The organism is Rhodococcus erythropolis NBRC 15567, from assembly GCF_001552595.1.
Classification (GTDB): Bacteria; Actinomycetota; Actinomycetes; order Mycobacteriales; family Mycobacteriaceae; genus Rhodococcus_F; species Rhodococcus_F erythropolis.
On record NZ_BCRM01000001.1, the window covers coordinates 1154098 to 1174019 of the forward strand.

At 63.9% G+C, this 19922-nt stretch carries 21 protein-coding genes; 10 read left to right on the forward strand and 11 right to left on the reverse strand.

Annotated features, from left to right (window positions below):
• Positions 1 to 30: 30 nt before the first annotated feature.
• Positions 31 to 258, reverse strand: a complete 228-nt coding sequence (locus RE4_RS05560) for a hypothetical protein (protein WP_003940194.1) — start codon at positions 256 to 258, stop codon at positions 31 to 33.
• 215 nt (positions 259 to 473) lie between these two features.
• Here RE4_RS05560 and RE4_RS05565 point away from each other — a divergent pair, with 215 nt between their 5' ends.
• Positions 474 to 887: a cold-shock protein gene (locus tag RE4_RS05565; RefSeq protein ID WP_007733502.1), complete on the forward strand. Its 414-nt coding sequence runs from the start codon at positions 474 to 476 to the stop codon at positions 885 to 887.
• Positions 888 to 975: 88 nt separating this feature from the next.
• Here the strand turns inward: RE4_RS05565 and RE4_RS05570 are convergent, their stop codons facing one another.
• The 3 genes from RE4_RS05570 to RE4_RS05580 all read right to left on the reverse strand — a co-directional run bounded on the left by RE4_RS05570 (position 976) and on the right by RE4_RS05580 (position 4064).
• The gene (locus tag RE4_RS05570; protein ID WP_019744935.1) at positions 976 to 1470 is read right to left on the reverse strand and encodes a DUF2771 domain-containing protein; all 495 of its coding nucleotides are present in this window, start codon (positions 1468 to 1470) and stop codon (positions 976 to 978) included.
• The gene (locus RE4_RS05575; RefSeq protein WP_174531757.1) at positions 1470 to 3164 is read right to left on the reverse strand and encodes an MFS transporter; all 1695 of its coding nucleotides are present in this window, start codon (positions 3162 to 3164) and stop codon (positions 1470 to 1472) included. Before RE4_RS05575 ends, RE4_RS05570 begins: the two co-directional genes overlap by 1 nt.
• Positions 3165 to 3233: 69 nt before the next feature.
• A complete protein-coding gene (locus RE4_RS05580; protein WP_238076548.1) occupies positions 3234 to 4064 on the reverse strand; it encodes a glutaminyl-peptide cyclotransferase in 831 nt (276 codons plus the stop codon).
• 38 nt (positions 4065 to 4102) lie between these two features.
• Between RE4_RS05580 and RE4_RS05585 the strand changes: the two genes are divergently transcribed.
• The 3 genes from RE4_RS05585 (at position 4103) to RE4_RS05595 (ending at position 8223) form a co-directional block, all read left to right on the forward strand.
• Positions 4103 to 4924 (forward strand): DUF3027 domain-containing protein, encoded by an 822-nt coding sequence (locus RE4_RS05585; RefSeq protein ID WP_019744932.1) that lies wholly within the window; start codon positions 4103 to 4105, stop codon positions 4922 to 4924.
• 68 nt (positions 4925 to 4992) lie between these two features.
• Complete coding sequence (locus RE4_RS05590) at positions 4993 to 7665, forward strand: sacsin N-terminal ATP-binding-like domain-containing protein (protein WP_019744931.1); 2673 nt, start codon at positions 4993 to 4995, stop codon at positions 7663 to 7665.
• A gap of 6 nt (positions 7666 to 7671) precedes the next feature.
• Positions 7672 to 8223 carry a phosphatase PAP2 family protein gene (locus tag RE4_RS05595; RefSeq protein WP_019744930.1) on the forward strand — a complete coding sequence of 184 codons (552 nt, stop codon included), beginning with the start codon at positions 7672 to 7674 and terminating at the stop codon, positions 8221 to 8223.
• Here RE4_RS05595 and RE4_RS05600 read toward each other — a convergent pair.
• Positions 8213 to 9208 carry an iron-siderophore ABC transporter substrate-binding protein gene (locus tag RE4_RS05600; protein WP_060938156.1) on the reverse strand — a complete coding sequence of 332 codons (996 nt, stop codon included), beginning with the start codon at positions 9206 to 9208 and terminating at the stop codon, positions 8213 to 8215. The genes RE4_RS05595 and RE4_RS05600 overlap by 11 nt on opposite strands.
• A gap of 135 nt (positions 9209 to 9343) precedes the next feature.
• Positions 9344 to 9601, reverse strand: coding sequence for a DUF2530 domain-containing protein (locus RE4_RS05605; RefSeq protein ID WP_020908795.1), 258 nt, complete (start codon positions 9599 to 9601; stop codon positions 9344 to 9346).
• A gap of 102 nt (positions 9602 to 9703) precedes the next feature.
• On the opposite strand from RE4_RS05605, the gene RE4_RS05610 reads away from it, so the two are divergent.
• From RE4_RS05610 to RE4_RS05620, 3 genes are all read left to right on the forward strand, one after another.
• Entirely contained in the window at positions 9704 to 11158 is a 1455-nt protein-coding gene (locus RE4_RS05610; protein WP_020970489.1) for an NCS2 family permease, read from the forward strand.
• A 65-nt stretch (positions 11159 to 11223) separates the two neighbouring features.
• Positions 11224 to 11655, forward strand: coding sequence for a MarR family winged helix-turn-helix transcriptional regulator (locus RE4_RS05615; RefSeq protein WP_019744926.1), 432 nt, complete (start codon positions 11224 to 11226; stop codon positions 11653 to 11655).
• A gap of 129 nt (positions 11656 to 11784) precedes the next feature.
• Positions 11785 to 13092, forward strand: a complete 1308-nt coding sequence (locus RE4_RS05620; protein ID WP_031330881.1) for an MFS transporter — start codon at positions 11785 to 11787, stop codon at positions 13090 to 13092.
• Here the strand turns inward: RE4_RS05620 and RE4_RS05625 are convergent.
• Entirely contained in the window at positions 13076 to 13624 is a 549-nt protein-coding gene (locus RE4_RS05625; protein ID WP_019744924.1) for a hypothetical protein, read from the reverse strand. The two genes, RE4_RS05620 and RE4_RS05625, sit on opposite strands and share 17 nt — an antisense overlap.
• Before the next feature lie 70 nt (positions 13625 to 13694).
• Here RE4_RS05625 and RE4_RS05630 point away from each other — a divergent pair, with 70 nt between their 5' ends.
• The 3 genes from RE4_RS05630 to RE4_RS05640 are packed head-to-tail and all read left to right on the forward strand — an operon-like array spanning position 13695 to position 15398.
• A complete protein-coding gene (locus RE4_RS05630; RefSeq protein ID WP_020908792.1) occupies positions 13695 to 14285 on the forward strand; it encodes a TetR/AcrR family transcriptional regulator in 591 nt (196 codons plus the stop codon).
• A gap of 49 nt (positions 14286 to 14334) precedes the next feature.
• Positions 14335 to 15141, forward strand: coding sequence for a TrmH family RNA methyltransferase (locus RE4_RS05635; RefSeq protein ID WP_020970487.1), 807 nt, complete (start codon positions 14335 to 14337; stop codon positions 15139 to 15141).
• The gene (locus tag RE4_RS05640; RefSeq protein ID WP_020908790.1) at positions 15138 to 15398 is read left to right on the forward strand and encodes a DUF2537 domain-containing protein; all 261 of its coding nucleotides are present in this window, start codon (positions 15138 to 15140) and stop codon (positions 15396 to 15398) included. Before RE4_RS05635 ends, RE4_RS05640 begins: the two co-directional genes overlap by 4 nt.
• Positions 15399 to 15418: 20 nt before the next feature.
• Here the strand turns inward: RE4_RS05640 and RE4_RS05645 are convergent, their stop codons facing one another.
• From RE4_RS05645 to RE4_RS05660, 4 genes are all read right to left on the reverse strand, one after another.
• On the reverse strand, positions 15419 to 16204 hold the full coding sequence (locus RE4_RS05645) for a DUF6928 family protein (protein ID WP_020908789.1): 786 nt from the start codon (positions 16202 to 16204) through the stop codon (positions 15419 to 15421).
• Positions 16205 to 16256: 52 nt separating this feature from the next.
• Positions 16257 to 17198, reverse strand: coding sequence for a septation protein SepH (gene sepH, locus RE4_RS05650; protein WP_060938157.1), 942 nt, complete (start codon positions 17196 to 17198; stop codon positions 16257 to 16259).
• Between the two features lie 199 nt (positions 17199 to 17397).
• On the reverse strand, positions 17398 to 18519 hold the full coding sequence (serC, locus tag RE4_RS05655; protein ID WP_007733484.1) for a phosphoserine transaminase: 1122 nt from the start codon (positions 18517 to 18519) through the stop codon (positions 17398 to 17400).
• 63 nt (positions 18520 to 18582) lie between these two features.
• Positions 18583 to 19710, reverse strand: coding sequence for a citrate synthase 2 (locus RE4_RS05660; RefSeq protein WP_003940025.1), 1128 nt, complete (start codon positions 19708 to 19710; stop codon positions 18583 to 18585).
• Positions 19711 to 19922 lie beyond the last annotated feature (212 nt).

Consider the following 19922-nt stretch of genomic DNA (forward strand, 5'->3'; position numbering starts at 1 on the left):
CAGTGACCTTTCGGTTGAAGGCGGGGGTGATCAGCGCACGCGTCGGCCGGATCTGAGCGTGTAGACGATGGCCAGAAGGAAGCCGATCGGGCACGCGAGTGCCACCAGGTACAACGCCAGGCCGGGCGGGGTGTCGCTGAAGATGTGGACTGCGAAGATGGCCACGATCGCCAGGAATCCGACGATGAACAGTGCCATCGCCGTACGGAACAGACCGTTTCCGGTGCCGGAAGTGCGCGGGTTCGGTTGAGGGTCCACACCTACGAGGATAGTGCCTGTAAACCTGGGTGCCGACCCGGGTTCGTCACAGGTAGACTGTTAACAGACTGCGCGCCCCGCTGAAGCAAGTGTGGGGCGCGTTCTTTTGCATTCTTCCACCGGAAGCGATGCGAGCAAGGCCATGAGGCTCTTCCGAGAGCCTCCCGAGCACATTGGGGCAGATGCCCCAGTCGAGTGATGAGCAGGTGAACGCGGTGCCGACCGGCAAGGTGAAGTGGTACGACGTCGAAAAGGGTTTCGGCTTTCTGTCGCAGGAAGAGGGCGAGGACGTCTACGTCCGTGCTTCCGCTCTCCCCGAGGGCGTCGAAGGCTTGAAGGCCGGCCAGCGCGTCGAGTTCGGCATGGCTGCGGGCCGCCGCGGTCCGCAGGCGCTGAGCCTGAAGGTGCTGGAGCCGGCGCCGTCGTTGCGGGGCGCTACGGCGACGCGTCGTGAGCCGGTCGAGCGTAAGCACACCCCTGACCAGCTGCACGGCATGGTCGAGGACATGATCACGTTGCTCGAGGCGAAGGTCCAGCCGGATCTGCGCAACGGCAAGTACCCGGACCGCAAGACCGCTCAGCGGATCTCCGAGGTCGTCCGAGCCGTCGCTCGCGAGCTCGATACCTGATCGCTCGATTCGAGCTGCCGTACACGGCTTCGAAACAAAATGCCCTGCACACCAATCGGTGTGCAGGGCATTTTCGTTCTTCCGGGGATCAGGCGGTCTTGATCGACCAGATCAGTAGTCCCTGTTCGCTTCCCTCACCGACGGCGAGGTGGATTTCGACGCCGACGAGTTGCTTGACGGGATCGCTCGAAGATTCGACCGTCACTGCCAGGGCCTCGCCGGGCTCGAAGACTCGGGGTTCGCCGGTCTGGTTGCCGTCGGCATCCTCGTAGACCGCCAGCAGGGCCCACTGCGCATCGGAGACGTCCGTCGACAACGACAGCTGCAGCGGGTAGCCCGCGGGAACGTCGAGGGCATAGATGTCGCCCACCTGGGCGCACTGGGACAGATCGATGGTGCAGAACCCGGCAGGGTTCGTCTCGATCGTCTTGCCGTGTGCGTACGCAGTGATGACCGGCAGCTTTTCGGGGTCGTCGTTGATGTTCTTGATGATCACGAAAAGAACGGAGACGTAAGCAACTAGTGCCACCACCATCAGGACACTGATCGCTGCCACGATCTTCTTTGTTCTCGAGCGCATCATCACTGCGGAGTACTTCCTTGTCCTCGGTTGGATTTACCGGTGTAAATCACTTCGGTCACTTCTTGTTCGGCCAGATCGGGTCGCTTCCCGCCGAGGCCGGGCAGGAGGCTGCTTCCTCGGTAGCTCAGGAAGGTCTGCAGAAGCCCGATCGTCAGGAACACCGATACAACAGTGAACCCGATCCAGTATTCGGTCGGAAGCAGAACCCCCAATGCGCCGCCGAGTACCCAGCTCAACTGCAGAACCGTCTCGGATCTGCCGAATCCGGACGCGATCGATTCCTCGGGCAGGTCGTGCTGGAGTGACGCGTCGAGTGAGACCTTGGCGAGTGCGCTGGCTGCGGAGGCTACGAGTGTGGCCAGCGCAGCGGTCATCAGGTTGTCCGTCAGCGCTGCGATCACCGCGATGATCCAGACCGACGCAGTGCACCGGAGCACGATCAGTGCGGGCCGGCCGAGCTTGAGGCGCGCACCCGTGGCATTTCCGGCGAAGTTTCCCAGACCGGCCGCTGCGCCGACCAGGCCGAGCATCATGGCCTGCTGGAGCGGCTCGTGATCGGTGCGTGATTTGGCGACGAACGCGATGTAGAGCGTCAGGAAGCCGGTGAGCACGCGAATGGTGCCGTTGCCCCAGAGTCCGATGATCACGGCGCGTCCGAGAGGCTGTCGGACCTTGGCCGGTTTCGCGTTCGGCTGTGGTGGGGCGCTGCCGGCGTGGTGCGCCTCGTCTTGGTGGTAGGTGATGGTCGCGGGAACCTCACCCTCGGTGACTTCGACCCACGACGGGATTCGCATGCTCAGATATGCGCCGAAGACGGTGACGGCGACGGCGAACCACAAGGCTCCGGTGGAACCGAAAGCGAGCGCGAGCGCACCCGCGACGGCGCCGGCGCCGATCGTTCCGCCGATCAACCCGAAGACCGTCAGACGCGAATTGACGCGCACCAGGTCTATTTCCGGTGGTAGGACGCGTGGTGTCACCGCACTCTTGAGTACCGAGAACGATTTACTGAGCACCATCATGCCGAGCGCGGCCGGATAGAGGATCCAACTGTCGAAGTTGAAGACCAGGATCACTGCGAGGAGCGTCCGGATTCCGAACGACGACGCGAGTGCGATGCGGCGGCCGCGCTGCAACCGGTCGAGCATCGGACCGATGAGCGGTGCGATGACCGCGAACGGTGCGATCGTGATCAGGAGATAGAGCGCGACCTTGGTCTTGTCCTCACCCGTCGCAGCCGAGAAGAACAGCGTGTTCGCAAGGGCGACGGAGATCGCGGCGTCGGTGGCGTTGTTCGTCATCACTGCGTAGGTGAGAGCGGTCAGACCGGACTTGTCCGCGCCGTCGGCCTTCGCTGCGCGCTGGAAGGTCGCGATGCCCTTGTTCGTCAGTTCGCGGCTGCGCATCGCTGCGACGCGGGTGACGGTGAGCTTGCGGGGCATCGGGGGAGCCTTGGGGGCGTCCGCACCCGGTGCCTTCGAACCGGACGCAGAATCCGAGTCTCCCCGTGATTCGGGGATCGGGTGCAGCGGCGGCAAAGGCGTGCGACGCGCAGCGGGGCGAGCCGAAGGCGGGTAGTTGTCCGGGCGGGCCGCGGGTGGGTAATTGTCGTAACCGGGGTGCACCTGTTGCCCCTCCGGCTCGTCGTGGATTCGCCGAGTTTCGGGGTCGTAGGGTTCGCGCGGTCCGGTCACCACTCAATTCTGTCCTAGTGTCGGCGCGGCTACCACGCACACCCCTGCGAGTCCTGTGTCATGTCGGACTCAGTTAACAAAACGGACTTCGAACATCTGCGGCCAATACTTGCCGGTGAGCAGGAATCGATCGGTACCGGGAATCTGCGCGATGCCGTTGAGAACGTCGACGGTGCTGGTCGATCCATCCGTGACGAGTTCTTCGCGTAGCGCCGATGCGTCGTACACGTTCGTGACGGCGCCGTCCGACGGGTCGATTCGGACGACGGTGTCGGTGGTCCAGACATTGGCGTAGACGGAGCCGTCTTCGGCGCATTCCAATTCGTTCAGCTTGCCGACGGACTCCGAAGATCTGGTGACGTCGACTGTCGAGATCGGCGCAAAGGTTTCGGGATCGCGAAAGGTCAACGTGGCCGAACCGTCGCTGGAGACCAGCCGATCCCCGAGCGAACAGATTCCCCATCCCTCGGTGTCGAGTGGGAACCGCCCACGTTCGGTCAAGGTGTCCTTGTCACGGGCGATGGCGACGCCGTCTTTCCAGGTGAGTTGCCACAGTGTGTCTCCGGCGACCGTGATGCCCTCACCGAACAACGGCGGGTCGAGATCTGCACGCGCAACTTCCGGTCCCGAAGCGGGGGACTGCTCGTCGGAGATCTCGCTCGAGCGCACCCAGGACTGCCCGACGCGTCCGGTGCTTTCGTACAACCGGTTTCCGTCGATCTCGAGGCCCTGCGTGAACGCGTCGGGATCGTGCGCGGACACTCGAACGATCTCGACGGAGCCGGTTTCGGACGTGAGGTTGTCGGGAGCACCGGGGGAATCGGAGCACCCCGCCAGGGCCGACGCGATCACGGCGACCACTGCAAAAGTGCGCACGGAATTGGCGTGTGACCTACTCATCTGCCCAGCATGGCAGCCCAGTGCGTTGCGGACTTGCGGTGGTGCGGCAAACTGGAGGAGTGAGTGTTGCTACTTCTCCAGAGCGTGCAGTGCCGCGCCCAGTACTGGCCGATGCGGTCGAGCTTGCCCGAACGGCAGTCGTCGACCTGCATGAAGGCGGTGTGGGGGCATACCTCGGCGTGACGTCGGAGGACGAATTTGCCGCCACCCATCGATTTGCAGCAGACATTCCCGGATACCGCGGTTGGCAGTGGGCGGTTGTCGTCGCTGCCGGACCGGAGGACACCCGCGCAACTGTCAGTGAGTTGGCGCTGCTGCCGGGTCCCGACGCGTTGGTTGCGCCGGAATGGCTGCCATGGGATCAGCGGATTCGTCCCGGCGATCTCTCCGTCGGTGACCTACTCGCCCCGCCGGCCGAGGATCCTCGGCTCGTTCCCGGCTACGTCGCCACCGGTGACCCGGAAGTCGACGAGGTAGCTCTCGAAATCGGGCTAGGCCGCAAACAGGTCATGAGCCTCGAGGGCCGACTCGATGCCGCGCAGCGTTGGTTCGACGGTGACTTCGGCCCGGAGTCGGAGATGGCCAAGGCTGCCCCGTCGACGTGTGGGCTGTGTGGATTCTTCCTTCCACTCGCAGGTTCGCTGCACGCAGCGTTCGGCGTGTGCGGCAACGAACTCTCCGCAGACGGCCGGGTGGTCAGCGTGTCCTACGGCTGTGGCGCGCATTCGGACACCAGCTTGCCGCTCGGTGCGGGCTCGCCGCAGTTCGACGCATTCGACGACGGAGCAGTCGAGCTGATTGCGGTGCCCGCTCGCCCGTCGAGCGTTGTTGCAGTTGAGGATTCGGTATCCACCGAGTAGAAGATCCGTTCGGCACGGACGCACTCCGCGAGGCGACGCTGCGCGCGTGGTCGGAATCTCCGACGCGATTGCGTGAAGACGCGGCTGCGGAATCCGACCTCGCGAAGGCCGGGTACCGCGACCGTCTGCTCACCGAACTGGCGCAGAACGCTGCCGATGCAGCTGCACGCGAGGGCGTCGAGGGCTCTTTGTGGGTGGACGTGGACGGTCGGACGCTGACCGTCGCGAACACCGGCCGTCCGCTGGACGAATCCGGCGTTCACGCACTCACGGCGCTGCGTGCGTCGAACAAGGTCGACGCCGACGAAGGCGTGACGGGGCGGTTCGGAGTCGGATTCTCGGCAGTTCTCTCGGTCGGTGACGAGGTTGAACTGCGCTCGTCGACGGGATCGATTCGATTCTCTGCCTCGCAAACTCTGCGCGAGATCGAGTCTCGCGAACTCCCCGTGCCGGAAACCGGTGTCCCCGTACTTCGTTTGGTGTGGCCGTCTGGCGAATTGCCGAGCGACGGTGCCGATTCGGAGGTGGTGCTGACGCTTCGGCCGGACGTCGATGCCGCGGCGCTGCTTTCGCAGATGACACGTGAGGCAGTCGATCTGCTGCTCGAACTCCCGGCTCTCGGATCAATTCGTTTGGGTGAGAAGACTTTTCGGCGATCGGAACGAGTGCTGGATTCCGGTCTCGTCGAGGTGGTCATCGGAGATCGCACGTGGTGGCAGTACTCGGCGCCGAACGCACGGTGGTTGGTGCCGGTCCGCGACGGGGTCGTCGAGCCGGTCGCAGACGACGTGCTGCGGGCGCCGACCCGATCCGATGAGGAACTGTCGATCCCGGCGATCATCATTGCCGACATTGCAATGCAACCCGATCGGCGACGCCTCATGCCCGCTGCACCGATCGCTCCGCTTGCCGAGGGGTACGCGAAGTTCCTTGCTGCACTACCTCCTCGGCAGCGAACGGCACTCGTCCCGATTCCTGCCTTTGCCCGCAGCGAAACCGATTCGCTTCTGCGCGAAGCACTTCTGAAGGAGCTGCAGGAAAACGAGTGGCTTCCGGTGGTCGGTGAACCCGACCGCGCGCCGCAGCGAGCATCCGTGGTGCCCGGGCTCAGTGACGATCTTGCCGAGTTGCTCACCGACATCATCGGCGGCCTGGTCGTCCCCGAGCTCTCCGGCCCCAAGCACGAGCGAGCGCTCGCGGCGGTGTCGACGCACCGCATCGGGCTCGCGCGTATCGCGGAACTGCTCAGCGGCTTGGAACGTGAACCGAAGTGGTGGAATCGACTCTATTCGGCTCTCGAGCCCTTGGTGATCGACACTCTTGCGGTGGAAGAGCTTGGAACACTGCCGGTTCCGCTCTCCGATGGACGAACGGTGACCGGACCGCGGACCGTCGTCGTCGGCGTCGAATTGGGCGAAGACGCACCGTCTGTGCAGTGGACGAGGTTGGTTCATCCTGTCGCAGCGCACCCGTTGCTGTCTCGATTGGGAGCACAGACCGCGAGTGCCACCGACCTGCTGTCCGATCCGGCACTGCGAGCCTTGATCGAAGATGCTGCGGATCAGGATGATTCGGTAGCGACGGAGTTGGCGCAAGTGGTGCTCGGATTGGCGGCCCACGTGGCGCCAGGGGCGCTGCCGTCGTGGATCGGTGAAGTGCTGCTTCCTGATTCGGAGGGCGAATTGCGTTCCGCCGACCAACTTCTGCTTCCGGGCGCTCCCCTTGCAAGCGTCCTGGTCGAGGATTCTCCCTTCGGCATCGTCGACGCTGATTTTGTTCAGCGGGTGGGGGAGCAGGCGCTACGGGTAGTCGGTGTCGGGTGGGGTTTCACGGTGGTCCGTGAGGAATTGCCGTCCGGCCCCGATCACGATCTCGACGCCGAAGACGCATGGTGGGACACCCTCGACGAGGACCCCGAATACATCGAAGCCGTGCGCGATCTCGATCTCGTGGACGAAGACCGCTGGCCGCAGGCGCTGTCGCTGCTGGTCGAGTCGCCGGCGACGCGGGCGCTGCTCACCGACCGTCGTGGATACACGGCGTGGTGGTTGCGTTCGAATGCCGAACTCGGCGGTGAGGTGCTTGGCTTGCTGCGCGCTCCAGGCGATCGCACCTTCGAGGGATTACTCGATGCTGCCGAACACCCCGACGCCGGATTCTTCGCCGGATTACTGGCATCCGATACCGTCGACGATCCGGAACTGGCTCAGCTGCTGCTCGATCGGCTTGCCGACCCACTACGGATGCCGGCCTCCGCCGTCGTCGCGCGGACGCACCGACTGCTGGGTGAGGCAGCGCAGCGACGGGTTCTCGACCTGGAGGAACTGCACCTGCCGCCGTTCGTGCGAGGCCTTTCCGGCGATCTGGTCGATCCCGGCGACGCCCTTGTTCTCGACCGACCGTGGCTGGGAGCGGCACTGCCTGCACAACGAGTGGTGCTCGGCAGTTTCGAGACAGCTGACGCACTGGCAGATCTGCTCGACGTCGCTACGGCGTCCACATCCGTTCACGGACGAGTGAGCAGCACCGGCGTTGTGACGACGTGGGCGAACGAACCACAGGCAGTTCTCGGCTTCGCAGCCCTCGGCCGTGAGGTTCCCGGCGGCGAGGTAGTGATCCATCACGAACTGTCGGTGGAACTGACAGGAGCGGTGGAGGCGACAGTGACCGTGCCGTGGTGGGTGGACTCGGACGGCGTTCATCACGTGATGCGCACGTGGACTCTGCCGCAAGGGATGTGAGGGCAGATGTCTTTTGATCAGTGGGTACTCGACAGTGCAGTGAGCCAGCGGACGGCGTGGCTCGTGGACGTGGTCGACGTCATCACCGACAGCGGCGGAACCCTCGCGTCGTGGCTGATCGCGACGCTGCTCACGATCGTGCTTCTGGTTCGGGGGCTCCGAACGGACGCTCTGCTGATCGCCGGATCGATGTTGACCGGTCTGCTCGTGATGAGCGGATTGAAGCGCATCTTCACGCGAACCCGTCCACCCCTGCCGGAGCGTTTGATCGAAATCGATTCGTATTCGTTCCCGTCGGGCCACGCGATGATGAGCGCGATACTCGCGACTTCGGTTGCCGCAGTGATTCTTCGGCTTGCTCTGCCGAGGCTCGCGAAGATGGCAATGCTCGCGAGCCTCGGCCTGTACACGATCGCTGTCGGATTCTCCCGCGTCTACCTGGCTGCCCATTGGATGACCGATGTGCTGGCAGGTTGGGCGTTCGGGATGGTGTGGGCCGGAGTGTGGATCTGGGGAACTGCGCAGATCAGGAAGCGCCGGGCGCTGGTTACTTCGTGAGTTCGGCGAGTAGTTGGCTTGTCGCCCACGGCAAGCTCAGTGCTGAACTCGCGGTCAGGGCCGCACCGACCTGCGGGGCCTGATCGTCGTTGACGTAGACGACGCGATTGTTCTTGACCACGTCGAGTTGCTGGAAGCCCGGATTGTTTCGGACCGCCTGGGCGGCATCGGGATTGCCGATGACAACGAGACGGTCCACGTCGAGGAGATCTAGTCGCTCGGTGGAGATGGGCGCGTAGAACTCACCGTTCATCAATGCCTCGACCGCGGGAGCAGGTTTGAATCCGAGACTGCCGAGGACCCGTCCGCGGGCGTCCTCGGAGGAGAAGGCGTAGAACTCCGGGGTCGTGTCGATGCTGATGATCACCGCGGTCTGGTCTGCAAATTCCGGGTGAGCGCTTCTGGCGTCGGCGAACTGCTTGTCGATATCGGCGACCAACTTCGCGCCGTCGGCTTCGCGACCCACTGCCTTCGCTGCGGTCTTCGTCGTGATCTGCCACGGAGTTGCGTAGTCGCCGTAGGCCGGATCCTTCGCGACGGTCGGGGCGATCGCGGAAAGTGTGCTGTACAGGTCTTTGTCGATGCTCGAGTAGAGCGCGAGGATCAAGTCGGGCTCGAGCGCAGCGATCTTTTCGACGCTGATCGTGGTTTCGGGATTGCTGCCGACGACGGTCGGTTCGGTTCCGCCCCAAGGGCCGGTGACCCACGGCCACGTGCGGTTGACGTCCGGCTCGCCCGGGTACTGATTGACCATTCCGACGGGCTTGATGCCCAAGGCCAGCAGAGCCTGCTCGTCGTTGTAACCGACGGTGACGATCCGTTGTGGTTCGGAATCGATCGTGGTGCTGCCGAAAGCGTGATCGATCGTGACGGGGAAGGCGCCGCCACCGGAACTCGACGAACTACTTGCTGCGTCGTCGTTCGAACTGCAGGAGACGAGTGCTGTGCCGACCAGGGCGACCAGAGCAACGGATGTCAGTCTCATCCAACGTCCTCGGCTTTTCCAACGATTTCGGTGGGAGATCTTCACGGTTACGTGGTTCCTTTCAGCATTGACAAGCTAAGACCGACACTAGAGTGCAGGGTAGGCTTACCATGCTGGCAGGGTGAATCGACCTGCTCAGTCGACCAGACCGGCGCCCTGTTGTGCGCCCTTGTCACCGCGCACAGCTGCGCGTCGTTGAATGGAGAACAGAGCGAGGCCGAGGAAGCCGACTCCGATACCCGCGTAACAGATCGGGAGTGCATCCGACCAACGATCGCCGCTCACCGCGACCACGATCGTGGCGACCACCCACAACGCGGTGCCGATGATCAGTGCCGGCGCGGGTGCGGACAATTTGCCGATCACGCCTGTTGTGTTGCGAGTCTCCGTCACAAAATTAACGCTACCCGTACCCCGGTGGCCTACTCTCCCTAGTGCGACCGGCTTCATGTGCGCCGGCACACGGCGACCTACAGCGATGGGGAAAGAACAAACATGGCGGCACCCGGCAAGATCCTCGACACCTATTTCAAGATCAGCGAACGAGGGTCGACGATCTCGACAGAGGTTCGCGGCGGTGTCGTCACCTTCGTGGCGATGGCCTACATCGTGGTCCTCAACCCCCTGATCCTCGGCAGTTTCTCGGCTGACGACGCTGCAGCGAAGACCGACGTTCTCGGCAACATCCTTCCGGTCAACCAGGTGGCTGCGGTCACCGCTCTGGTTGCCGGCCTGATGAGCATCGTCTTCGGTCTCGTTGCCAACTATCCGTTTGCCATCGCCGCGGGTCTCGGCATCAACAGCCTGCTCGCCGTCACCATCGCACCTCAGGTCACCTGGCCCGAGGCGATGGGCCTGGTGGTCATCGACGGTGTGATCATCGTTCTGTTGGCACTCACCGGTTTCCGAACTGCGGTGTTCAATGCGATTCCCTCGGCATTGAAGTCCGCGATCGCGGCCGGTATCGGCATGTTCATCGCCTTCATCGGACTGGTCGACGCCGGATTCGTCCGCCGCATCCCCGATGCCGCCGGTACGACGGTTCCCGTCGGACTCGGAATCAACGGCTCGATCGCTTCGTGGCCGACCGTGGTGTTCATCTTCGGTGTCCTGCTCATGGGTGTTCTGGTCGTGCGCAAGGTTCGTGGTGGACTGCTGATCGGCATCGTTGTCACGACGATCCTCGCTGCGATCATCGAGGCAGTTGCCGACGTCGGACCCTCGCTCGGAACCAACCCCAAGGGCTGGAACCTCAGCATCCCCGCGATCCCGGAGATGCTCGGTGGTATGCCTGATCTGAGCCTGGTCGGCGACGTCAGCATCTTCGGCGCGTTCACCCGCATCGGTGTTCTGGCCGCCAGCCTGCTTGTCTTCACCCTCGTGCTCGCGAATTTCTTCGACGCCATGGGCACGATGACGGGTCTCGGTAAGGAAGCCGGCCTGACCGACAAGGATGGAAACCTCCCCAACGTCGGTCGCGCGCTTGTCGTCGAAGGCGCCGGTGCCATCGTCGGCGGTGGCGCTTCGGCGTCGTCGAACACCGTGTTCGTGGAATCCGCGTCGGGTATCGCCGAAGGCGCCCGCACGGGCCTGGCAAATGTCGTGACCGGACTGCTCTTCCTCGTCGCGATGTTCCTGACGCCGCTCTACTCCGTCGTGCCGATCGAGGCAGCTGCGCCTGCCCTTGTCGTCGTCGGTGCGCTGATGATCGGACAGGTCCGAGACATCGATTTCACCAAGTTCTCGGTGGCACTCCCGGCGTTCCTGACCATGATCGTCATGCCGTTCACCTACTCGATCGCCAACGGCATCGGCGTCGGCTTCATTTCATGGGTGGTCCTGCACGCTGCCAGCGGTGGTATCAAGAAGATCCACCCGTTGCTCTGGATCGTGGCGGCACTTTTTGTGGCCTACTTCACTGTCGGACCCATTACCGACGCCCTTACGTGAAATCAGGGTTGACCGGTATTCGATTACGTGAGCTACCGGCCAGCTCTTGACGTATTGTCTGACGCGTGACCACCGAAACTCGTGCGCTGGCCAGCGATCTTTCCCTGGCTGTAGTGCGTCTCACCAGGCATCTGCGCGGCCGCAGAGTCGACGCTCAGGTATCGCTGACGCAACTGTCCGCTTTGGCGAGCCTGGATCAGTACGGCCCGATGACCCCTGGCGTACTCGCAGCACGTGAGAAAGTTCAGCCGCCGTCGATGACGCGCGTTGTTGCTTCTCTCGCCGAGCTCGGTCTGGTCGAGCGCTCGCCGCATCCCACGGACGGTCGTCAGATCATCGTGAATCTCTCCGACGCCGGGCAGGCGTTGCTCGCGGACGAGACCCATGCGCGTGAGGCGTGGATGAACGAGCAGCTGGCCGGGCTGGGTGGCGAAGAACTCGCGACGCTGCGCGGTGCCGTCGGGATCATCACGGAGATGGTCAACAAGACGGAGTAGTTCCGCGAGTTATGCGGTCGCGTAGCTCCGCTACGCAGAGGTCGCGTAGCTCCGCTACATTGAGGTCGTTGCCCAAACGAATTACTCGAGGGGCAAGATGGTGGGGTGCCCCGAGACCCCGATTCCGGCATGTTTGCCGCGCTCCACAACCGCAACTACCGCCTTTGGGCTTCCGGACAGATTGTTTCTCTGGTCGGCACGTGGATGCAACGTATTGCCCAGGACTGGCTGGTACTGACGCTCTCGGACGGCAACGCGTTGGCGGTGGGCATCGTCATGGCCTTGCAGTTCGGTCCGACGCTGTTTCTGTCGGTGTGGGGTGGGGTGCTGGCCGATCGGTACGACAAGCGTCGGATCCTGATCTTCACGCAGTGGGCGAGTGCGGTATGCGCACTGGTGTTGGGTCTGTTGGACGTCGGTGGGCTCGTTGCGCTGTGGCACGTCTTCCTGATCGCCTTTGCCCTCGGCTGTGTCTCGGCGCTCGACGCACCGGTGCGTCAGTCGTTCACTATCGAGATGGTGGGCAAGGAACACCTGTCCAATGCCATCGCGCTCAACTCGATGACGTTCAACACGGCCCGCATCGTCGGTCCGGCCATCTCGGGTGTTTTGATCAATCTGATCGGAACTGGATGGGTGTTCCTGCTCAACGTCGCGACGTTCGGTGGGGTCCTCATCGCGCTGTACCTGATGAACAAGAAGGAGCTGATCCCGTCCGAACCGGCGCCGCGTACCAAGGGGCAGGTGCGCGACGGGTTCCGATATGTGTGGGGTCGCAAGGACCTTCGGGTGATCATGGTGTCCGTCTTCATGGTCTCGACGTTCGGCCTGAACTTCGCGATCAGCCTGGCGGTGATGGCGCGCAACACGTTCGGTCTCGAAGCCGACGGTTACGGACTGCTGTCCACGACGCTTGCTGTGGGAACCCTTGCAGGCGCTGCGTATGCCGCAAGGCGCAAGGAAGCGCCGCGGTTGCGGACGTTCCTCGGTGCCGCCGTGGCTTTCGGCGTGTTCGAGGTCGCGGTGGGATTGATGCCTACCTACGCGTTGGTGGCGCTGATGTTGATTCCCACGGGCGCACTGACGTTGACGTTCACGACGTCCGCGATGAACATCCTGCAGATGTCGGTTCCCTCCGAGATGCGCGGGCGGGTGATGGGCATCTACATGCTCAGCTTCCTCGGTGGCACACCGCTGGGAAGCCCGCTGCTTGGTTGGCTCGCCGACTCCGTGGATCCCCGTGCGCCTTTGATCGTGGGCGGAGTGATCTCGCTCGTCTCGGGCACAGCGGCCGGGGTGTACCTGCTACGTAGCGAAGGGCTGAAACTTCGTCTTGCGAGGCCGGAAGACGGTGGCAGGTTGCCGGTGTTCGTCCTGCGTCCGGTGATCGTGTGCGACGCGACCGAACAGGCAGTCGAGGCTAGCCGCGCGCCGTGACCTTCTCGCGCTTGGGAAACACCGTGTAGCTCAGGGCGATTGCTCCCCAGATTCCCAGCACCACTGTCAGCTTGCTGATCCATCCGTCGAGGGCACCCGTACGTGCAGGGTCGTCGACGAGGAAGATGGCCGCGCCGAGAAGTCCGCACGCGATGGCCCAGGCGATCGCGGCTTTGCCGAACTCGCGCCATTCGCGCAGTGCTCGCGCACTCCCGTACTTGGGTGGCGCGACGGGAGCCGGGCCGCCGGCGAATCGGTAGGCGAACCTGGCGTCGGCCCAGGAGATGAGACTGTGCCCGAACGCAACGGAGAAGCCGATGTAGGCCGCAGCAAGCCCGTGGGTGAAGTTCGCCTCGCCGCCGCCCCGAAGATCGAGGGCTGTGGCGACGAGCAGGACGACGTCGACCAGGGGTGCGCAGATGAGCAGTGCGGCACCCAGCGTCTTGCGGCGCAGCAGATAGCGGGCGGCGAGACCGGCGGCGATGAACACCCAGAACATGATTTCGCACGCGATGATCAGATGGACGATCATGACATCAGCTCATTTCTAGTACGACTGTGTTAGTGGTCGAAAACTAGCACAGCTGTGTTAGTTTTGTGAAGTGGTGAAACGAAGCAGCCCCGATGAGCGACGGGAAGAGATCGCCGAGGCTGTCTGGCGTGTGATCCGTCGCGATGGTGTGGCGAGCGCGAGCGTCCGGGCCGTCGCGGACGAGGCGAAGATGTCGACGGGGTCGCTAAGGCACTTCTTCGCGACGCAGTCCGAACTCTTGCTGTTCGCGATGACGCTCGTGACCGTCCGAGTGGAGAAGAGAATCGCCGGCATCGACTTCGATCCCGACATCCGCCGCGCGATCCGCCAGTTCACCGATCAGTTCGTTCCCCTCGACGAAGATCGGCGTGAAGAAATGCAGGTCTGGGAGGCGTTTGCTGCTGCCGCCCAGACCGATTCGACGTTGACCGCAGTGCGTGACGAGACGGACCGGACGCTGTTCGAGCACTATCGAACATTTGTCGAGGCCGTACATGATGCAGGATTCCTGCAGCCGGACGCTTCGGTCGACATCGAGGCGATGAGGTTGCATGCGCTCGCCGACGGGCTCGCGTCGCACGGCGTCGACAATCCCGAGCGAACCAATCCGCAGGTGATCGGCCGGGTGCTCGACGCGCATTTCGCTACGCTGCTGCGCTAGGTCGGGAGTAGTGGTGGGGGGCTCGCGGTGCGTACGGCACGATAGACCCGTGGTTCACGTCATCGACATCTCAGATCCCGCCGACCCCCGGTTGGATGACTTTCGCGATCTCAACTCCTCGGATCGGCGCCCCGACCTGCCGGAGGGCAAGGGATTGGTCATCGCCGAAGGAGTGTTCGTCACTCAGCGGCTGCTGACGTCGCGGTTCCAGCCGATCAGTCTTCTCGGCGTCGAACGACGGCTCCTGGAGCTCGCTGACGATCTCGACGGTGTGGACGTGCCGTTCTACCGTACGAGCGCCGAAGTGATGGCCGAGGTCGTCGGATTCCACCTGAACCGTGGCGTCCTCGCTGCAGCGGCCCGCCCGGCGCCACTCGCGGTCTCGGACGTGCTGAAGGACGCAAAGACCGTCGTGGTCCTCGAAGGCGTCAACGATCACGAGAACCTCGGCTCGATGTTCCGCAACGCTGCAGGGCTCGGCGTGGACGCCGTTCTGTTCGGGAAGGGTTGTGCTGACCCGCTCTACCGGCGGTCGGTCCGTGTGTCGATGGGGCACGTGCTGCGAGTGCCCTTCGCGCATGTGGCAAAGTGGCCACACGACTTGGATGAGCTGCGTGGCAACGGTTTTCAGCTCATATCCTTGACTCCGAATCCGGAAGCGGTCACTTTGGCCGAAGCGATGACCGGGGAGAAGGTGGCGCTACTGCTGGGAGCCGAGGGGCCAGGTCTGACCGAACATGCGATGCGGGCCACCGACATTCGTGCCAAGATACCGATGGCACCTGGTACCGATTCGCTCAACGTCGCAACCGCAGCGGCGATGGCCTTCTACGAACGTGTCAGGACCGGCCGGTGACTCTGGACCGCACGCCCTGGTTCACCGGAATCGCGGTGTCGGTATTCGCCGCGATGCTCTCGACCAGCGCCGTCGCGGCGTTCTGCATCGCGCTCGGCAACGTGAACGTGCTCCTGGCGGTTGTCGTCAATATCATTGCGGTAGGCGGACTTGCGCCGACCGTGTGGCGCTGGCGAGCCGTCCCCGTGTGGCGATGGGTGGTCTACGGCGCGGTAGTCGGCGTTCCGCTCGGGTGGATCGCAGCGATAGCCGCGTGACTGTGTGATGCTTGTTCGCGCTACTTGAACCCGAAGTACCGGGCGAGGCGACCGCGCGGCTTGGCCACGGGTGTGTCGTGGATCGGCGGCATGTTTTCGGGCATGGGTATCTCTGTCGGCGCCTGCTCGGGTACCGGTACGGGAGCTGGGGGCGCAGGTTTGGGTGCCTCGCCGGGGCGGTGAATCTTGAAGCCCCACAGGAGAATCTGCGTTGTGTCGAGTTCGTGTTCTCGCGGCGCGCCGGTGTATCGGAATCCCAGCCACTCGAGGTTGGCGGACTCCGCGAACTGCTGCGGGTGGAACGGAAGTGACTGCGGATCGGGCAGGATCCCGGGCGGGTAACGCAGGGGATGGTTGCCGGCCCAGAATTCCAGTTCCCACGTCTGCGGGATCCCCAGATTTTCGACGATGTCGATCGGGATGGCACTGAACGAGCGTCGTAGCTCGCCGTTCTCCCACAGTGCAAACGAACCCTGCGCGGTTTCGGGGACGGAGCTGATCAACAGCGTCGAGCCACCCTCGGCCGAAAGGTGCCAGGAATCAGGCAGTTTCGAGGGGACAAATGTGCTGAGTTCGGAGCTGCAGACGACGCTCACTCGGCCGTACGCGCCGACGAAGACGTAGCCGGGGCTCACCGTCGCGGCCATCGACAGCGGCTGAGGACCGAGAGACTCGAACTCCTTGTCCGGGTACAGCGACATGGCGATTTTCAGCGCCTCGGTCTGATCCGGCTGTGGGTACTTGCTCAATTCGGTGCGAGCGTCTGCGCCGCCCAGAAACCAGATCGTCGATACCCGTGCAGCCACCGGCAGCCCTCTCTCCTCAGCCTCGCTCGAAAGAAGAATACTTCCCTTCGGGTCAGCGACCGCTGCTGCGGACCCCGAGGAGTACGTCGTCCCACGAGGGAAGAGCAGGCCGTCCGCGCTTGTCCTTGGTCTGCGTCTGCTGCGGAGCGGTTTTCGGGGTCACGTCCGGTGCAGGCTCGGGAACCTCTTCGTCGACGACGGTTTCCGGCTCGACAGCAATCGGCTCGGGCGCCACGATTCGTTCAGCCACCACCGTCCGCTCGGAAACTGCTGTCCGCTCGGAAACTGCAGTCCGCTCGGAAACTGCTGCGGGCTCCGGCTCGATCTCCGCCACCGGTTCGGCGTCGAATCGGGACAGTTCAAGCTGCTGCGGCTCGTTCGAGACCACCGGTACCAGGCCGCGGAGCGGGCGACCGAAGTCGGGATCGATCAAGTCGAATGCCGCGTCGTCGAGTGCGACGATCGTTCCGCCGTGCGCGTCGGGCTGGTAGCGCCAGTGTGCGGCGTTGGTGGTGCGGCCGGCCTGCCACTGCAACTGCGCGACCCACTGATTGTCCTCGTCGCGCCAGGCATCCCAGGTGGCCTCGTCGATGCTGTGGCCGCGGGCGCGGAATGCGTGGGTCACGATTTCGGAGAGGGTGGGAACTGTCGGACCGTTGTCGCGCACCGGGTGTCCGCCCTGCGCCATTTCCGCGGCGCGGGAACGCTCGAGCAGAACGGGGTACGCAAAGCGCTCGACCTTGCTGATGGGGATCTTCGCTTCTTCGGCGACCTGCTCTACGGAAGCACCGGAACGAATGCGCGCCTGAATTTCGCGGGGACGGAGTTGGCTTTCCATTTCGATCTCAATCTGGCCGAGTCGAGCCACGTCTCCGCGGGAAGCTGCACGAAGTTTGTCATCGGCGGGAAGCCGGAATTTCTGGCCGGTTTCAGCATCTGCGCACACCACATGCGATCCATCGGGTTCAAGTCCGATCACTCGAAGCTCTCGCACATTGACCTCCTTATCGCGCCGGCTCGCGACTTTGCGCCGCGCTCAACTGTAATTCATTCGTGACCATGGACTCGGCAGGACACGCAGGGCGAGATGACCTCGGATCCGACCACCGGTGTGGTAGCTCACAAGGCCTGGCGCAAACGACGCTCGGCCCCCGACATCATGTCGGGGGCCGAGCGGTGAAGCAGTATGAAAATCAGCCGAGCTGAGAAACGACCCAGTCGATGCTCTTGGTGAGAGCGGTGACGTCATCGGGGTCGATGGCCGGGAACATGCCGACGCGCAGCTGGTTGCGGCCGAGCTTGCGGTACGGCTCGGTATCGACGATTCCGTTGGCGCGCAGGATCTTTGCCACCTCGGCAGCGTCGACGTCGTCGTTGAAGTCGATGGTGCCGACAACCTGCGAGCGGTGTGCCGGATCAGCGACGAACGGCGTTGCGAACTCGCTGGCCTCGGCCCAGTTGTACAGGCGCGAGGACGAATCCGCGGTGCGAGCGGTGGTCCAGTCGAGGCCGCCGTTGCTGTTCATCCACTCGATCTGGTTGGCGAAGAGCAACAGGGTGGCCAGGGCCGGGGTGTTGTACGTCTGATCCTTTGAGCTGTTGTCCACGGCGATGGGCAGCGAGAGGAAGTCAGGCGTCCAGCGTCCCGAATCCTTGATCTCCGCGACGCGCTCGAGGGCGGCCGGGCTCATGAGCGCGATCCACAGTCCGCCGTCTGCAGCGAAGCACTTCTGCGGAGCGAAGTAGTAGACGTCGGAATCGGCGACGTTGACCGGAAGTCCACCGGCGCCCGAGGTGGCGTCGATGGCGATCAGAGCGTTCTCCGAACCCGCGGGGCGCGAGACGGGGATCGACACACCGGTGGAGGTCTCGTTGTGCGCCCAGCCGATGAGATCGACGGACGGGTCGGAGACCGGCACCGGTGCGCTGCCCGGATCGGCGGAAACGACGATCGGGTCACCGATGAACGGGTTGGCCTTGGCGACCGAAGCGAACTTGGAGCTGAATTCGCCGTTGGTCAGGTGCAGCGACTTCTCGCGGATGAGGCCGAATGCGGCCGCATCCCAGAACGCAGTGGTTCCGCCGTTGCCGAGGACGACCTCGTAGCCCTCGGGCAGTGAGAACAGATCGGCGAGGCCGGAACGAATGCTGGCCACAACGTTCTTGACCGGCTTCTGGCGATGGCTGGTGCCGAACACCGAAGCGCCCACCTCGACCAGGGACTGCAGCTGCTCGGGGCGAACCTTGGAAGGACCGCAGCCGAAGCGTCCGTCGGCGGGCTTGAGGTCGGCGGGGATGATCGGTGTGGAGGTCATCGCTTCTTTCTGTTCCTTCACTTGTGTTCTGTACTACCGTGATTGGCGAATTCGAGCGGGGTACTACGCGTGGCTGATCTGGTCCCAGCCCTCGACCGACTCCGGAGTACGGGGCGCCGGGCCGGTGTAGATGGCGGCCGGGCGTACCAGCTTACCGAGACGCTTCTGCTCGAGGATGTGTGCACACCAGCCGGCGGTGCGGCCACAGGTGAACATGGCAGGCATCATGTGCGCGGGAACCTCGGCGAAGTCGAGGATGACGGCGGCCCAGAACTCGACGTTGGTCTCGATCGCGCGATCGGGACGACGCTCACGCAGTTCTGCCAGTGCAGCCTGCTCGAGAGCTGCGGCAGCTTCGTAGCGGGGAGCGTTGAGGCGCTTCGCGGTAGCGCGAAGCACGCGAGCACGGGGATCTTCGGCGCGGTAGACGCGGTGTCCGAAGCCCATGAGCTTTTCCTTGCGGTCGAGGATTCCCTTGACCAGTGCGCGGGCGTCGCCGGTCTTCTCGGTCTCTTCGATCATCGGAAGAACGCGGGCCGGTGCGCCGCCGTGCAGCGGGCCGGACATCGCGCCGATGGCGCCGGAAAGCGAGGCAGCGACGTCGGCGCCGGTGGAGGCGATGACGCGGGCCGTGAAGGTGGAGGCGTTCATGCCGTGCTCGGCTGCCGAGACCCAGTACGCGTCGATTGCCTCGACGTGTGCCGGATCAGGCTCACCCTTCCATCGAACCATGAAGCGCTCGGTGACCGTCTTGGCCTCGTCGATGCGGCTCTGTGGGACTGCAGGCTGGTAGATGCCGCGAGCGGACTGCGCGACGTACGACAGTGCCATGACGGATGCGCGGGCGAGCTGGTCGCGGGCGGTCTCGTCATCGATGTCGAGGAGCGGCTGGTATCCCCAGATGGGAGCCAGCATCGCCAGTCCGGCCTGGACGTCGACACGGACGTCGCCGGTGTGAATGGGGAGGGGGAAGGGCTCGGCCGGCGGGAGGCCGGGGCCGAAGCGGCCGTCGACGAGAAGGGCCCATACGTTGCCGAAGGTGACCCTCTGGCCGACCAGGTCTTCGATGTCGACACCGCGGTAGCGCAGTGCGCCGCCGTCCTTGTCGGGTTCTGCGATATCGCTGGTGAAGGCGACGACGCCTTCGAGTCCGCTCACAAAATCGTCCGGTATTGCTGCGCTCGCTGCCATTCTCGTGGACTCTCCTCGTTCGAGTGCGCCAGGTCTACAGTCGCACTGCCTCAGCTTCAGTGACTGCGCCTCGGTGCTCGCAGGGATGAGCACGCACCGTGTTTTGTACTGCGCAATCGTCTCGTCCCGATTCGGTTGCTGTCGCTGGTGCGGCTCGCGGTCCGGGTCGGGTCTAGCCACGGCAAACTTTAGCGCGTGCCGCGTAGCCGTCG

Coding starts and splice junctions, on each gene's coding strand:
- RE4_RS05610 (WP_020970489.1), top strand. CDS start 9,704: ATGGCGGCACCCGGCAAGATCCTCGACACCTATTTCAAGATCAGCGAA.
- RE4_RS05660 (WP_003940025.1), bottom strand. CDS start 19,710: ATGGCAGCGAGCGCAGCAATACCGGACGATTTTGTGAGCGGACTCGAA.
- RE4_RS05600 (WP_060938156.1), bottom strand. CDS start 9,208: ATGAGACTGACATCCGTTGCTCTGGTCGCCCTGGTCGGCACAGCACTC.
- RE4_RS05595 (WP_019744930.1), top strand. CDS start 7,672: ATGTCTTTTGATCAGTGGGTACTCGACAGTGCAGTGAGCCAGCGGACG.
- RE4_RS05570 (WP_019744935.1), bottom strand. CDS start 1,470: ATGATGCGCTCGAGAACAAAGAAGATCGTGGCAGCGATCAGTGTCCTG.
- serC (WP_007733484.1), bottom strand. CDS start 18,519: ATGACCTCCACACCGATCATCCCCGCCGACCTCAAGCCCGCCGACGGA.
- RE4_RS05625 (WP_019744924.1), bottom strand. CDS start 13,624: ATGATCGTCCATCTGATCATCGCGTGCGAAATCATGTTCTGGGTGTTC.
- RE4_RS05620 (WP_031330881.1), top strand. CDS start 11,785: ATGTTTGCCGCGCTCCACAACCGCAACTACCGCCTTTGGGCTTCCGGA.
- RE4_RS05580 (WP_238076548.1), bottom strand. CDS start 4,064: ATGAGTAGGTCACACGCCAATTCCGTGCGCACTTTTGCAGTGGTCGCC.